The sequence below is a fragment of the Caballeronia insecticola genome (assembly GCF_000402035.1).
Taxonomy (GTDB): Bacteria; Pseudomonadota; Gammaproteobacteria; order Burkholderiales; family Burkholderiaceae; genus Caballeronia; species Caballeronia insecticola.
The window spans coordinates 148,419-162,750 of record NC_021289.1 but is presented as its reverse complement, the minus strand read 5'-3'; the positions used below and the strand labels follow the sequence as shown (position 1 = coordinate 162,750).

Here is a 14,332-nt window from a genome sequence, read left to right as displayed (position 1 = left end):
CATGAAGCGTTCGCGCCGGCCGATCATGACTTCCTCTCTCGATACGCTGCACGACATATGGCGCATTGCCGGCTTGCCTGGCGATGCGCTTTCTTACATCGACCTTCCCGGTCACGATCCGGTTTTCCCTTCCAGCTTTGCAATCGGCACGGCGGCGCACGCGACCATCGGCGCGGCGGCGCTCGCGGCATGCGAGCTTGGCGTGGCGCGCGGCGTCGAACGGCAGCGCGTCTGCGTCGACATGACGGCTGCGGCTGTCGAATGCACGGGCGCGTTCACGGTCGATGGCAAGGAGCCGGAGACCTGGGGACGCTTCTCCGGTCTCTATCGCTGCGCGGATGGCTACGTGCGCATCCACGCGAACTTCGAACATCATCAGGATGGCGCGCTGCGTCTGCTCGGACTCGATCCGCGCACGGCCACGCGTGAAGACGCCGAGCGCGCGCTGCTGGCGTGGCGCGCGAGCGATTACGAGAACGCGGCGGCCGAGCGCGGTCTCGTCGTGTCGATGTTGCGCACCTTCGACGAATGGGACGCGACGCCGCAAGGCCAGGCCATCGCCGCACAGCCGTTGATGACGATCACGCGAATCGGCGATGCGCCGCCGCTCGCGTTGCCGCCGCTCTCACCGGATGCGCGTCCGCTCGACGGCCTGCGCGTCCTCGATTTCACGCGGATTCTCGCGGGCCCCGTCGGCGGGCGGGCGCTCGCCGCGTTCGGCGCGGACGTGATGCTCGTCAATTCGCCGCATCTGCCGAATATTCCCGCCATCGCCGATACGAGCCGTGGCAAGCGTTCGGCGTTGCTCGACCTGCACGCGGCGCAGGACCGCGAGACGCTCGGGCGGCTGATCGATGAGGCGCATGTGTTTGCGCAGGGTTATCGGCCGGGCGGAATTGCGGCGCTCGGCTTCGGGCCGGAGGAAGTGGCGCGGCGCAGGCCGGGCATCGTATATACGTCGCTCACCGCGTATGGCACGGCGGGACCGTGGGCGGAGCGGCGCGGTTTCGATTCGCTGGTGCAGACCGCGATGGGCTTCAATGCCGCCGAAGCCGAAGCGGCCCACGAGAACAAGCCACGCGCATTGCCGATGCAAATGCTCGACATGGCAAGCGGCTTTCTGATGGCGTTCGGCGCGGCGGCCGCTTCATGGAAGCAGCAGCGCGAAGGCGGGAGCTGGCATGTCGAAGTGTCGCTGGCGCAGACCGGTCAATGGCTGCGCGGTCTCGGACGGATCGCCGACGGATCGAAAAGGCCGAAGCCGGACCTCGCGCCCCATATGGAGCGTTATGAATCCGGCTTCGGTGAGTTGCTGGCGGTGCGGCCGAGTGCCCGCTTTGCGCGGACCCCGGCGGCCTATACGCGGCCTTCCGCGCCGCCGGGGACTTCGGCTGCGGACTGGAACTCAGCTGATTAGGCCTTGACGGCCTCGCCCGCGCCCAGGTCCGCGCCCGTCATCGGGTCGGTGGCGGGATCGGATGCGGTGCGCGCCGCCATCGCCTGCAGCGTCTCGATGTCCAGTTCCGATACGTTCACCGTCGCGGTTCCGTCGCCGCCATCTACGGCCGGCTGCGGGTCCTCGATGAACTCCCAGTCGCCGCCCTCGTTCCACGGACCGCGCGCGTCGTTGCCCTTCGACATGTTGAAGTAGACGCTCGTGAATGCCGGATCGCCCGGCAGCTTGCCTTGCGGGAAATTCGGCTGGATCGAATGCAGCGCCTTTTCGAACGACTTCTGATGCGCGATTTCACGCGTCATCAGAAAGCCGAGCGCTTCCTTGATGCCGGGGTCGTCGGTCACATTGATGAGACGTTCGTAGACGATCTTCGCACGCGCCTCGGCGGCGATGTTCGAGCGCAAGTCGGCGGTCGGCTCGCCGATCGTATCGATATACGCGGCCGTCCACGGAACGCCCGCCGAATTCGTGAGTGCAGGGCCGCCGCCGAATAGCAGCGCGGTAGTGTGCGAGCCATTACCGCCGCCCGTCAGCGAACGATACAACTCCGCTTCCGATTCAACCGCTTCGGCGAGCTGTCCCTTCGCGCCCTTGTTCAGCATCGCGACAATCGAGCCGATGATTTCCAGATGGCTCAGTTCCTCCGTAGCGATATCGAACAGCAGGTCCTTGCGGCCCGGATCGTCTTCGCCAACGGCCTGCGTGAAGTAGCGGCAAGCGGCCGCCAGTTCGCCTTGCGGACCGCCGAATTGTTCCAGCAGCAGGTTGGCGAGACCCGGGTTCGGGCCGCTCACGCGGACGGTATATTGCAGGCGCTTGTTATGAACGAACATATCGATGACTCCTGTTTTGTGAGGACGAGCTAAGCCCCTGCGGGGGCTTGCCGACGCAGTCGTTAGAAATTTGATTCGATCGAGCCCCGACGCGGAGGAACGCCGTGGCGTCACTTGCGATCGTGTGGCTACGAGTCTCAGCGCATGAATGATTGCGCTGGCGTGATACGGCGTTGATGTGCCGTGGAGTGGAAAACAGTTGCCAGCGCAAACCGCGCGGCGGGGTTACTTAGTTAGCAGCAATGGGCATGCCGCTTCCGGCATTGCTGTCTAGTTATTTACATCAGCACCGCGCGTGCCTGTGGAATCCACTCAAGTTTTTGCGGATGTGTCCGTTAATACGGGGCTAGCGCGCCGTGGGCGCCCGAACTCGTGCATATCCGACTAAAACAACGCCAAACGCTCTCATGAAACTGCCATCGAAGCTCATGCTGCTCGCCCTGCCCGTTCTCGCTGCCTGCGGAGGCGGCGGCAGCGACCAGACATGCGTCACGAGCGCAGATCTGCAACGGAGCTGCGTCGCCAAGACCTCGCACGCGATTCCCGAAGGCATCTGGTTCGGCGCGACGACCACCGGACTTGCCGCGCAGACCATCGTCCTTGAGACGGGGCAATATTTCAGCATCTACACGTCGAATGCCGATCTCGTCTGGCTGACGGAAGGCATCGTCACGGCCACCGACGGCGCCTTCACCGATCCGGCGACCGTCGCCGTGCATACATCGGGCGCGATCATCGCGGGGCAACTCACCGGCAATTTCACGGCGAAGAACACGTTCTCGGCGACGGTATCCATCAACACGACACCGAACATCACGGCCCTGAACTTCAACGGAAATTACAACGCCGTGTATGACACGCCGCTCGCCATCAGCGATGTGCTCGGCACGTGGAGAAACCCGGCGACCATCGCGACGCCGACGACCGTCACGTTCCGCTCCGACGGTTCGGTGACGGGCGCGCAAGGCGCCTGCACATTCACCGGCACGTTCAAACCGCGCGCGACCGGCAAGCATATTCTGGACGGCACGCTGAACTTCACGGACGCCTCTTGCGCGACGGGCAATGGCCAGTCGATGTCGGTGGAAGCGACCGTCGTCAACAATCAGATGACGATCGTCGGCGTCACGCCGCAGCGCTCGACGGCGTTCTATCTGGCCGCCACGCGCTGAAGCGAAGCTCAGGCGGAAGCGGTTTCCGATTCTTCGCTCGCCACGGCCGCGTCCACGCTCACCGGCACGCGCTGCGCGAGCGCACACAGCAGCTCGTAGCCGATCGTGCCGGCCGGTTCCGCCACTTCGTCCACTTTCACGCGCTCGCCCCACAGCTCGACCGCCGAGCCGATGCCCGCTGCCGGGCACGGCGTGAGATCGACCGTGAGCATGTCCATCGACACGCGTCCGACGATGCGCGTGCGCACGCCGTCCACGATGACCGGCGTGCCCGTCGGCGCATGGCGCGGATAGCCGTCCGCGTAACCGCACGCAACCACGCCGATCCGCATCGCGCGCTCCGCCGTGTAGCTGCGCCCATAACCGATGGTCTCGCCCGCCGCGAGCGTCTGCACGCCGATGATGCGGCTTTCGAGCGTCATCGCGGCGCGCAGCGAAACGCCTTCGATATGCCGCGCGCAACCCGTCGGCGAGGCGCCATAGAGGATCGTGCCGGGCCGCACCCAGTCGCGATGCGCGCGCGGATGCCACAGCACCGCCGCCGAATTCGACAGCGAGCGCGTGCCCGGCAGGTTGCGCGTGGCGGCATCGAATTCGTCGATCTGCCAGTCGATCGCGCCGTCGTCGGCATTGGCGAAATGGCTCATCAGTCCGATCGAGCCGATCGCGTCGATTGCCGACGCGCGCTCCCACGCGTGCTCGAAATCCGCCGGCCGGAAGCCGAGCCGGTTCATGCCCGAGTTCATCTTCAACTGAACGCCGATGCGCTCGCTTGGACGCACGGCCTTCAGCATGTCGAGCTGATCGTCGCAATGGACGGTGACGGTCAGCCGATGCCGCTCCGCCGTCTCGACGTCCTTCGGCTCGAACACGCCTTCCAGTAGCAGCACCGGTTTGGTCCAGCCGAGTTCGCGCACGCGCACGGCTTCATCGAGATCGAGCAGCGCGATGCCGTCCGCGTTGCCGAGCGCCGGGTAAATGCGCTCGATGCCGTGACCATACGCATTCGCCTTGATGACGGCCCACACGCGCGACGCCGCCGCCGTGCGCTTGACGAGTTGCAGGTTGTGACGAACGGCATCGGCATGGATACGCGCGGCAATCGGACGTGGCATGGCTGGATTTTCGGGAAGTTACAGTGGAATCGTGAATCGTATCGGCCAACAGGCAGTGTTTGTTAATGTATTTTTCCGATATTTTGGTGATATTGCCTGTTTCATTTTTCCCGGCCGCAGCGGCGGGTAGCGCGGTATCGTCTGGCTCATACGGAATCACGCGAAGGAGCCCGCCATGGACGACGTCCGCCGTCTCGCCTGCCTGCGCATCGTGCTCGTGATCGTAGGGTTGATCGCGCTATTCGGCCTCTATCCGCTGATGCTCTTTTGGCCCGCGGGATGGGCCTGGGAGACAGGCCACCTCAGCCACGATAGTCACGCGGGCCTCTCGGAATATGCGCTGATGATCGTCGGCATCTACGCGACGCTCGGCGTGTTTCTGCTGATCGCGTCGCGCGATCCGCTCAGGCATCTGAGCCTGATCTGGTTCACGGTGTGGTCGAGCATCGTGCACGCCGCCATCATGGCCGTGCAGTCGTTCGGCGGCGACGGGCATCGGGAGCATCTGGGGCATTTGCTCGGCGATGTGCCCGCGCTGTTCATCGTCGCCGCCGCGCTGGCCGCGTTCATGCCGCGCGGCGGCAAGTCACATCGACTTAACTCAGATAGCCGAGATGCTCGGCCAAAATGACGCTGCCCACGCCAATCAGAATCAGCCCGCCGACAATCTCCGCCCGCTTGCCGATCGTCGCGCCGACCACGCGTCCCACCATCACGCCGATGGTCACCATCAGCATGGTCGCGAAGCCGATGGTCGCCGCCGTCGAGAAGATATCGACGTCGATGAAGGCGAGGCCCGCGCCGACCGCCATCGCGTCGATGCTGGTGGCGAAGCCCGTCAGCGCGAGCACCCAGAACGAGTGGGAATTGGGCTTTTCTTCTTCGTGGCCCGGATTGCTCAGGCCCTCGCGAATCATGCGCGCGCCGAGCAGGAACAGCAGGCCGAACGCGATCCAGTGATCCCACGCCGTGACGTATTGCGCGGCGGCCCGTCCGAGCGCCCAGCCGACGAGCGGCGTCAGCGCTTCGATCACGCCGAAGATCACGCCGGTCTTCAGCGCCTCGCGGATGCGCGGCTTGTGCAGGGTTGCGCCCTTGCCGACAGCGGCGGCGAAGGCATCGGTGGACATGGCGAACGCCAGAAAAATGGTGGAAGCGAGGTTCATCGAGTAGGGCTCTGGTCGGGCAAGATGGAACGACAGAACGCGCGCCCGACCGGTCGCGAGTTGTGTCGATGGTCTTGCCAACCTTGTTATGGCTACCCATGCCACGGTCTGACCGACCGAGCGTGTTGACATGGGCGCTTTTCCATTGCGGAAAAGCCGGCTACTCCCCAGCGAAGAAACGTGAGCTTAACATGACTTATCGACCGTTCCGGCGTGGTTCGCGTCGATTGCGGTACAGTGAGCGCGTTATGCCGCAGTTCCCGGCTCATGCAGACAGCACCATGACGGAGGCACCATGCAGGCAGATCAGCTCACTCAGGCAGCCGCGCGCGAAGCGGTCGAGCGGCTCTATCGCGCGTTTTCGGGCAAGGACGTCGCGCTGTTGCGCGAAGCCGTCACGCCCGACTGGGAATATCTCCCCGAGCCGCCCGGACAAGCGTCCGGCCCGGACCAGATGATCCCCATCTTCGCCGACCTGGCCAGCGCGCTGCCGGACATGCGCATCGAAATTCTGGACATGCTGATTCAGGATCATCGCGTCGGCGTGCGCGCCGAAGTGAGCGGGACGCAATCCGGCCCGTTGATGGGCATCGCCGCGACGAAGAAGGCCATCCGCTTCGCGATTCACTCGTTCCACGAAGTGCGCGACGGCCGCGTATCGAAGACCTGGCATCTCGAAGACTGGCTGAGCGTGTTCCGCCAACTCGACGCCGTGCCGCCCGGCGTAAATCCGCCGGCTTAGTTGTCTTGCCGGGTCCGGCGCGCGCGGCTTTTCGCGGCTCGCGGCGCGGTCGTCTGCAATACGTGTTCGACGCATAGCCCGACGAGCGTCGCATCCAGACGCTCCAGCGCGCGCGCCGCCTCTTGCAGCGCGGGCGCGTCGGTGCCGAACGAATCGGCGAAGAGCCATTCACGCTGCCGCGCCGCCTCGCGTGCCGCCTGCACGGTCGCGCTCAGCTCGCGCATGCGCGCGAAGCCCGCCGCACGCGCCTTCTTCTCCAGTTGCCCGACGAGCGTTTCCAGCGGCTGCGGCCTTTCGCGGACGGCGCGGCCTGCATCGTCGAACCGGGAGAGAAAACGCAGCACGCTGCCATGCAACCGCCGATGCGCATCGACGAGATCGCGCGCCGCCTTCACGACGACGATAGTCGCGCCGTAACCGCTGCCGGCGGAATCGGGAGAAAGTGTTCGGGTGCGCGTCAGCATATTGCGGGGGGCCGGAATATCGAAAGCGCAGAATCATGCGCTGTATACTTTGAAATATAACGCATCCCGGCCCGCGCCGGAGACTATTTCGGCAGCAACCCGAACACGCCGACACCGTTCTTCGTGCCGACATACACCTTGCCGTTCGCGATCATCGGCGTAATGAACTTGTTGCCCTGGCCGAACTGGTCGCGCCCGCCGGTGTCGCCGCTGTTGTAGAGCTGGCGCCCGAGGTTGGTCGCATCGTAGGCGCGCAGACCGGCGATCGTGCCGTTTTCCGCCGCCCACAGCACGCCGTTCGCGGTGCCGTTGGCGGAAATGCTGGGCGTCGCGCCGGGCGAACCGAACGTGTTCGCCGTCTGGCTGGTCGGCGTGGCGGACAGCGCGGCGTTGGTGATCGTGAATGCCTTGATGCTGTCGCCGATCGAGCCGAAATACACCGTCTTGTTGAAGTACGCGGGCGCGGCGAACATCGGCCCGCGAATCTGCCCGACAAGCTCCTGATAGATGTGATCGGCGTTCGAATCGAACTTGCCCATCGAATCGCGGTTGACGATATAGATCGTCGAGTTCTTGCCCGCGCCGAGCGCGAGATGACGAACCGTGCCGCTCGCATCGGCGAGATCGGGCAGCACGAGCGCGCCGCCGGAGCCCAAGTCTTCGTCGGCGTTCGACTCCTGCACCGTGTTCGACGGCTGGAAATAGTCCGTCACGGAAAGCGTCGGCGACGTGCCGAGCTTCAGGAAGCCGTTGCCGAAATTGCCGTGGATCGGCATGTCCTGCGCGTTGAGGGTGGCGTCGAAGGTGCCGTTCGCGTCGAGGAAATAGATCGACGCGCCGTCGGAAGCGAGGCCCGCGCCGCTCATCCAGATCGCGCCCATTTGCCCGTTGGGCGTCACGTTCAGCACGCTCGCCTGCTGCAGCGTGTTCGCGTTGTAGCCGATCACCCAGCCGGTGTACGGCAGGATGTCGCAGTGCGACGTCCACGCGGTATAGACCGTGCCGCCGAGCAGCAAAAGCGACGCGCGCTCGGCGTACTGGCCGGGGTCGAACGTGAGCGTGCCGTTCTGGCTGCCTGAGCCGGTGCCGGGATATGTCGCGGTGATTTCCGTGGGACCGTTGAAAAGCTCGGCGCCTGTGGTGATATCGAGCGCGTGGATGCGCTGGTGATAGCGGCCCGCGCCGTCCTTCGACATGCCGACGACGTACATCGCGCCATGCGGCCCGCGCGAACGGTCGATGACCGGCGTCGCCGTGACGCCGATGGTCGGCGTGATTTGCGGGCAGCCGTGGTCGTCGCTGGGTGTTTCGCCGCTGCCGAGCGTCGTGGTCTTCCAGAGCACGGCGCCGCTGTCGGCGTCGAGGGCATAGACGCTGGCGTTTTCGGTGGCGACGTAAAGCACGTTGTGCGTGCCGCCCGCGATCGACACGCCCGCGAGAAAGAGCGGCTCGGCGTCAACGGCGCCATCGACGGAAAAGACCGCGAGCTTGCCGAAGGTGCTGGCATTCACGTTCGCGGGCGTGAGGATGGTTTCGGCGAGTTGCTGGCCCGTGCGGCCGATGTCGTTGTGATAGGTGGCGACGTCCATCGGATTGCCGATCGGCGTGGTGACGCCGCCGGAAGCGGAACCGCTGCCGGAAGCACCGCCGGTGCCGCTGCCGCTCGAACTTCCGCTCCCCGATGTGCCCGATGTGCCCGACGTACCCGACATACCGGACGTACCCGAGCTTGCACCGGCGGGCGCACTCGCCGCTCCACCCGACGACGCCGCCGACGGACTCGACGCCCCCGCAGGCGCGACGCCGCCCGGCGCGGTGGCACCCGGCGCCGTGGAAGCGGACTCGCCGCCCGATCCCCCGCCGCCGCCGCTGCACGCGACGATGACCGCCGCGGCCATCGCGACTCCAAATCCCGCGGTCATTCCCGAGAAATGCGTTTTCATCGGCATTCTCCCTTTCCGGAGAAGGCAAGTCGGGCGCGCGGCGGACGCCATGCCGCACCCTAAATGCTTAATTTCCCGAAAGAAATTTGTTGCAACGCGTCACCTGTGCTAACCTAGGGTTATTACCTAGATAGTTACCCTTAAGCCGGAGTTCACCATGGGAATCATCGCCGCTACCCCTATCGCTCTCGTTTCGCTCATCGCCGCCAAAGTGCGCAGCGCCGTGCGCGACGCCCTCAAAGCCCGCGCCAAAGTCAGCGCGCTGATGGCCGAAGCGTATCGTCGAGCGATGTAACGTCTGCGCGCGGGAAACATTCCCCGCGCGCAACACCGCGTCATCGCAACCTCACTGCAACGTGTACGCGATGACGTAATCCCCCGCCTTCGTGCCCAGTGAGCCGTGCCCGCCTGCGGTCACGAGCAAATACTGCTTGCCGCTGGCATCCGCGTAGCTCATCGGCGTGGCCTGGCCGCCTGCCGGCAAGCGCGCTTCCCACAGCTTTCTGCCGTCGTGCACGTCATAGGCGCGCACGTACTGGTCGAGCGTGCCCGTCAGGAACGCGACGCCGCCGGCCGTCACCATCGTCCCGCCCAGACTCGGCACGCCGAGCGGCATCGGGATCGGCAGCGGCGCGCTATCGACAATGGTGCCGTTCTTGTGCATCCACGCAATCTTGTTCGTGCGCAGATCGACGCCCGCCATATAACCCCACGGCGGCGCCTGACACGGAATCCCGAGCGGTGAGAGAAACGCGCTGATTTCATACGCATACGGCGTGCCGCGCGCCTGCTTGATGCCGCTCGTCTCACTAGTGCTCGTAGCGCCTTCCTGCAGCTTTTCGCGCGGAATCAGCTTCGACGTGAACGCCATGTAATCCGGATTCGCGATCAAAATCTGGCGCACCGGATCGACCGAAATGCCGCCCCAGTCGAACACGCCGAAATTGCCGGGAAACACCAGCGTGCCCTGCTCCGACGGCGGCGTGAACGGCCCGTCATAGCGCAGACTTCGGAACTTGACGCGGCACCAAAGTTGATCGAACGGCGTCGTGCCCCACATGTCGGCTTCCGTTACGCGCGGCGGGTTGAAGTTAAGCGCGGAGACGGCCTGCGTCGGCGACGTGCGATCGCCCTTCGCCGCGCCCTGCGGCACCGGCATCTCGTTAATCGGCACGATCGGCTGGCCGGTTTCGCGATTGAGCACGTAGATGCTGCCCTGTTTAGTCGATGCGATCACCGCCGGCTGCGTGCCCTGCGCCGTCTGCAGATCGACGAGCGTCGGCTGGCCGCCAACGTCCATATCCCACAGATCGTGGTGCGTGAACTGGTAATTCCAGCGCAGCTTGCCGGTCGCGGCATCGAGCGCGACCAGACCCGCCGCGAACTTCTCCGCTTGCTGCGTGCGCTGGCCGCCCCATTGATCGGGCGTCTGATTGCCCATCGGCAGATAGATGATGCCGCGCTTCTCATCGACGCTGAACATCGACCACATGTTCGGCGAATTGCGCACGTAGGTACCGCCCGGCGCGATCGGCGCGGTGGCGTCCGGATTGCCCGAATCCCAGTTCCATACGAGATGGCCGTCGTTGACGTCGAACGCGCGGATCACGCCCGACGGCTCGTTGTTCGACTCGTTGTCGGTCACGTGGCCGCCGACGATCACGAGCTTGCCGAACACCGCCGGCGGCGACGTCGAGTAATAGCCGCCCGGCGTGAACGGGCCGATGTTCGCGCGCAGATCGATCGCGCCGTTCTTGCCGAAGCTCGCGCAGGGCTTGCCGGTGTCGGCGTCGAGCGCGATCAGGCGGGCGTCGGCGGTCGGGAGAAACAGGCGGCGCGGGCATTCGGCCAGCGCCGTGGTTTGCGCGGGCGTTTGCACGGGCGCGGGCGGCGCTGCCGGTACCGACGCTGATGCCGCCGAAGCCTGATCCGCCGTCACCGCAGTGTCGGAAGCGGGCTGCGCGCTCGCTTCGGCAGGCGCGGACACGGCGGCGGCCGCGTGCATCGCCGGATCGTAATAAGCGACGCCCCGGCAAGTCATGTGCTCCCAGTGCTTGAAACCGATCGGGCTTTGGATCTGCGGATCGAAACGCCACTTTTCCTTGCCGCTCGTGGCGTCGAGCGCGATCACCTTGCTGTGCGGCGTGCACAGGAAGATCGTGTCGCCGACCTTGATCGGCGTGTTTTCGTCGGTGGTCTCGGTGGGATCGCCGGGGCCGGGCATGTCTCCGGTGCGATACGTCCACGCCACTTTCAGTTGCGACGCGTTTTGCGGCGTGATCTGCGCGAGCGGCGCGTAACGCTGTGCGAGCGGAGAACCGCCGTAGTCGATCCAGTCGCCGGGCGCGCGGCCAGTGCCCGCGTTGGTATCGGGCTGATTGGCGTCGGCGGCGGCCTCCACGTCGATGCGGCCTGGCCGATCGTGCGGATCGTGGAAAAACGTGCCGACGCCGAGCAAAAGCGCCAGCACGATCGCGGCGGCAAGCGGCGTGCGCGCGGCGCGAGGATTGGCGGGCGGACCGTGCATCGCGCCACGATGCACGAACGGAATCAGCAGCCACAGCGCGAGCAGCACCCAGATCCACAGGCGCGGCATCAGTTGCCAGAAATCGAAACGAACTTCGACAACGGCCCAGATTGTCGAGCCGAACAGCACGAGCGCGAAGAGCAGCAGCGCGGAGCGGCGCCGGATCAGCAGCAGAAGCCCCGTCAGAACGATGGCCGCACCCGTGATCGCGTAGTACCACGACCCTTTCAGCGCGATGAGATACGCACCGCCGGCCGCGAGCAGCGCGCCTATGACGATGAACGCAATGGCCGTGAAGAACGTGAGCGGATGAAGTCTTCCGTTGCCAGCCATGCTGAAACCTCCGTGACGATGAAAGGCGGAACACGATCGCAAGCGGTCGTGGTTCGGACGCAGTCGCGTCGTCGAGTGGAGCAAGCAACGTGCCGTTACGGCGGGAAAAGACGCGCGCGGGGCGGCTTTACAGACGACTTGCGAAGATCGCGGCAACAGGCACGCGAATCGTACGTGTCAGACGCGTCAGACGTGTCAGACGTGTCGCGGCCAGAGTCCGCCGCACTGATTCGAGGGCAGCGCGCCGGCCACGAACGCCGCCTTCAGATCGGCGCGTTCGGAGAAACGCGGGGCATCGAGCCAGACGAGAAATTCCTCGCGCCAGTTGCCCCACGCGTTCTCGTCGAAATCGAAATCTTCGTCGATGCGGCCGTTGTCGCGCAGATAGGCGCCGACCACCTGCTTGCCGTTCCAGTACGCGACGGCCACATCGGTCAGATCAGCGGTCATGCCGTGCGGAAGATCGCGCAGCAGCATCGCGACATGCGCCTTGAACGCTTTGAATTCGGTCGGTCTCATCGCCTGCTCCGCGTCGAAAAGTGCGTAACAAATGACTACGTGAATTCACTTCCTGAGGCACGTTCGTTCAGCCGAACATGCCCTTGTTCAGATCTTTTTCAAACGCGACGGGCCACTGCGTGCCGTGTCCGGTTTGATAATCGCGTTCCTTCAACGTCGAGCGCCGCGTGATGGTGACGAGTCCCTGCAACGGATACACGTCGTCGACGACATCGCATGCGCCGCCTTCCTGCACGAAAAAATCGCCTTCATCGAGCCGATGGCGCGAAAGGATCGCGAGGAAATCCGCTCTTTCGTCCGGTGCAATCACTGACATGTCGGCCTCCATGATCGGCTGCTTCATTGACCTTGCTTCATTCAAAGTAGCACACGCGCAAAAGAACGGCGGCGCGGATCTTGCAAGCAACGCGGCACGGCGCACGCGCCAATTTTCTCGATGAGGAATCGAATGACGATGAAACACGCTTCGATCGGCCTGTGCGCCGCCGCGCTCACCGCGTTCGCGTTATGCGCACCCGCTCACGCCGACGACGCCGCATGCGGCACGCTTGAAAGCGCATCGGGCGGGCAAGGCGCAATGTTCGCGTTGCGCGAGGGAGAAAGCGTGAATTTTTGGCGCGGCGGCGACGTGCGGCATGGCGCGCTGCACGTCTATCAGGACGGCGACGTATATCGCGTGTACTGGCAGCCGGAGGGAAGCGGCGAGCAATATGTGCTCGCGAATGCCGGCGAGAACAGCGTGCGCCTCGTGGCGACGCCGCCGCGCGGCACGAAAGTGGACACGGGACCGGGCAGCCTGCCGCAGCAGAAAGTGCTGTCCTGTCCCGCGTTGTGATGGCTTGTCGTGATGCTTACTTCGTTGCGAGCACTTTGCCGATCGCGTCCGCGACGATCTGCACGTTGCTGTCGTTCAGGCCCGCGACACACATGCGGCCCGAGCGCAGGATATACACGCCGAACTCCTCTTTGAGCCGGTCCGCCTGTTCCGCAACGAGCCCGGTGTACGTGAACATGCCGCGCTGCTTGATGTAGCGCGTCAGCATTTCGCCGCGCACGTGGTCCTTCAGGCCGTCGTGGATCGCGCGGCGCATGCGTGCAATACGCTGGCACATCGACGCGAGTTCTTCCTGCCACGACTGCCGCAGTTCCGGCGTGTTCAGCACGTGCGTCACGATCTTCGCGCCATGCGTCGGCGGATTGCTGTAGTTCGAACGCACCGCGCTCGTCAACTGACCGAGCACGCGGTCGGCTTCGGCGGCATCGTCGCAGATGACATGCAGGCCGCCGCAACGCTCGCCGTACAGCGAGAAATTCTTCGAGAACGAATTCGCGATGAACGCCGGCAGGCCGCGCCGCGCGATCTCGCGCACGGCGAAGGCGTCGTCGTCGAGGCCCGAGCCGAAACCCTGATACGCCATGTCGACAAACGGCAGCAGATCGCGCTTCTGCAACACGTCGATGAGTTGCACCCACTGCGTCTGATCGAGATCGACGCCCGTCGGGTTATGGCAGCACGCGTGCAGCAGCACGACGCTCTTCGCGGGCAGCTTGTCGATAGCGGCGAGCATTGCATCGAACAAGAGGCCGCCGGTGGCTTCGTCGTAGTACGGATACGTGTTCACTTCGAAGCCCGCACGCTCGAAAATGAAACGATGGTTTTCCCACGTCGGATCGCTTACCCACAGCTTCGATTGCGGGAAATAACGCTTGATGAAATCGGCGCCCACTTTCAGCGCGCCCGAGCCGCCGAGCGTCTGCACGCTCGCAATGCGGCCGTCCGCGCGCGCCGGAATATCGTGCCCGAAAACGAGCGACTGCACCGCGTCGCGATAATGCGCGAAACCGGCCATCGGCAGATAGGGCTTCGGGCCGAGATTCTTCAGCATCGACAATTCGGCTTCGCGCACGGCCTGCATGACGGGCAGGCGGCCTTCGTCGTCGAAGTAGATGCCGATGCTCAGATTGACCTTGTTGGTGCGCGGATCTTTCTGGAAGTTTTCGTTCAGCGAGAGAATCGGGTCGCCGGGATAGGCATCGATATGTTCGAACATGGTAGTGGTGT

Annotated in this window: 15 protein-coding genes and 1 riboswitch; of the genes, 6 read left to right on the top strand and 9 right to left on the bottom strand. The window is 64.7% G+C overall.

Annotated elements, in window-relative coordinates; genetic code table 11:
- Nucleotide 1 precedes the first annotated feature (1 nt).
- Nucleotides 2-1,417 carry a CoA transferase gene (locus BRPE64_RS25445; protein ID WP_016347809.1) on the top strand — a complete coding sequence of 472 codons (1,416 nt, stop codon included), beginning with the start codon at nucleotides 2-4 and terminating at the stop codon, nucleotides 1,415-1,417.
- On the opposite strand, the gene BRPE64_RS25440 is transcribed toward BRPE64_RS25445, so the two are convergent.
- Nucleotides 1,414-2,289, bottom strand: a complete 876-nt coding sequence (locus BRPE64_RS25440; protein WP_016347808.1) for a manganese catalase family protein — start codon at nucleotides 2,287-2,289, stop codon at nucleotides 1,414-1,416. The two genes, BRPE64_RS25445 and BRPE64_RS25440, sit on opposite strands and share 4 nt — an antisense overlap.
- A gap of 407 nt (nucleotides 2,290-2,696) precedes the next feature.
- Here BRPE64_RS25440 and BRPE64_RS25435 point away from each other — a divergent pair, with 407 nt between their 5' ends.
- Nucleotides 2,697-3,461 carry a hypothetical protein gene (locus BRPE64_RS25435; protein ID WP_016347807.1) on the top strand — a complete coding sequence of 255 codons (765 nt, stop codon included), beginning with the start codon at nucleotides 2,697-2,699 and terminating at the stop codon, nucleotides 3,459-3,461.
- 8 nt (nucleotides 3,462-3,469) lie between these two features.
- Here BRPE64_RS25435 and alr read toward each other — a convergent pair whose 3' ends face one another.
- Nucleotides 3,470-4,576 (bottom strand): alanine racemase, encoded by a 1,107-nt coding sequence (alr, locus tag BRPE64_RS25430; RefSeq protein WP_016347806.1) that lies wholly within the window; start codon nucleotides 4,574-4,576, stop codon nucleotides 3,470-3,472.
- 175 nt (nucleotides 4,577-4,751) lie between these two features.
- Between alr and BRPE64_RS25425 the strand changes: the two genes are divergently transcribed.
- Entirely contained in the window at nucleotides 4,752-5,207 is a 456-nt protein-coding gene (locus BRPE64_RS25425) for a DUF6632 domain-containing protein (RefSeq protein WP_016347805.1), read from the top strand.
- On the opposite strand, the gene mntP is transcribed toward BRPE64_RS25425, so the two are convergent.
- Nucleotides 5,173-5,742 (bottom strand): manganese efflux pump MntP, encoded by a 570-nt coding sequence (gene mntP / locus BRPE64_RS25420; RefSeq protein WP_016347804.1) that lies wholly within the window; start codon nucleotides 5,740-5,742, stop codon nucleotides 5,173-5,175. The two genes, BRPE64_RS25425 and mntP, sit on opposite strands and share 35 nt — an antisense overlap.
- 3 nt (nucleotides 5,743-5,745) lie before the next feature.
- A riboswitch (yybP-ykoY riboswitch) is annotated at nucleotides 5,746-5,923 on the bottom strand.
- 114 nt (nucleotides 5,924-6,037) lie between these two features.
- On the opposite strand from mntP, the gene BRPE64_RS25415 reads away from it, so the two are divergent.
- Complete coding sequence (locus tag BRPE64_RS25415; RefSeq protein WP_016347803.1) at nucleotides 6,038-6,484, top strand: ester cyclase; 447 nt, start codon at nucleotides 6,038-6,040, stop codon at nucleotides 6,482-6,484.
- Here BRPE64_RS25415 and BRPE64_RS25410 read toward each other — a convergent pair.
- Complete coding sequence (locus BRPE64_RS25410; RefSeq protein ID WP_016347802.1) at nucleotides 6,481-6,948, bottom strand: hypothetical protein; 468 nt, start codon at nucleotides 6,946-6,948, stop codon at nucleotides 6,481-6,483. The genes BRPE64_RS25415 and BRPE64_RS25410 overlap by 4 nt on opposite strands.
- An 83-nt stretch (nucleotides 6,949-7,031) precedes the next feature.
- On the bottom strand, nucleotides 7,032-8,537 hold the full coding sequence (locus BRPE64_RS25405; protein WP_016347801.1) for an outer membrane protein assembly factor BamB family protein: 1,506 nt from the start codon (nucleotides 8,535-8,537) through the stop codon (nucleotides 7,032-7,034).
- Nucleotides 8,538-9,048: 511 nt separating this feature from the next.
- Here BRPE64_RS25405 and BRPE64_RS33325 point away from each other — a divergent pair.
- Nucleotides 9,049-9,186 (top strand): hypothetical protein, encoded by a 138-nt coding sequence (locus BRPE64_RS33325; RefSeq protein WP_016347799.1) that lies wholly within the window; start codon nucleotides 9,049-9,051, stop codon nucleotides 9,184-9,186.
- 51 nt (nucleotides 9,187-9,237) lie between these two features.
- Here the strand turns inward: BRPE64_RS33325 and BRPE64_RS25400 are convergent, their stop codons facing one another.
- From BRPE64_RS25400 to BRPE64_RS25390, 3 genes are all read right to left on the bottom strand, one after another.
- Complete coding sequence (locus BRPE64_RS25400) at nucleotides 9,238-11,751, bottom strand: glucose/quinate/shikimate family membrane-bound PQQ-dependent dehydrogenase (protein WP_016347798.1); 2,514 nt, start codon at nucleotides 11,749-11,751, stop codon at nucleotides 9,238-9,240.
- Between the two features lie 195 nt (nucleotides 11,752-11,946).
- Nucleotides 11,947-12,270 carry a hypothetical protein gene (locus BRPE64_RS25395; protein WP_016347797.1) on the bottom strand — a complete coding sequence of 108 codons (324 nt, stop codon included), beginning with the start codon at nucleotides 12,268-12,270 and terminating at the stop codon, nucleotides 11,947-11,949.
- A 67-nt stretch (nucleotides 12,271-12,337) separates the two neighbouring features.
- Nucleotides 12,338-12,586 carry a cyclic nucleotide-binding domain-containing protein gene (locus BRPE64_RS25390; protein ID WP_044043676.1) on the bottom strand — a complete coding sequence of 83 codons (249 nt, stop codon included), beginning with the start codon at nucleotides 12,584-12,586 and terminating at the stop codon, nucleotides 12,338-12,340.
- A 138-nt stretch (nucleotides 12,587-12,724) separates the two neighbouring features.
- Between BRPE64_RS25390 and BRPE64_RS25385 the strand changes: the two genes are divergently transcribed.
- A complete protein-coding gene (locus tag BRPE64_RS25385) occupies nucleotides 12,725-13,105 on the top strand; it encodes a hypothetical protein (protein WP_044043675.1) in 381 nt (126 codons plus the stop codon).
- 16 nt (nucleotides 13,106-13,121) lie between these two features.
- On the opposite strand, the gene BRPE64_RS25380 is transcribed toward BRPE64_RS25385, so the two are convergent.
- Complete coding sequence (locus tag BRPE64_RS25380) at nucleotides 13,122-14,321, bottom strand: amino acid aminotransferase (RefSeq protein WP_016347794.1); 1,200 nt, start codon at nucleotides 14,319-14,321, stop codon at nucleotides 13,122-13,124.
- Between the last annotated feature and the right edge of the window lie 11 nt (nucleotides 14,322-14,332).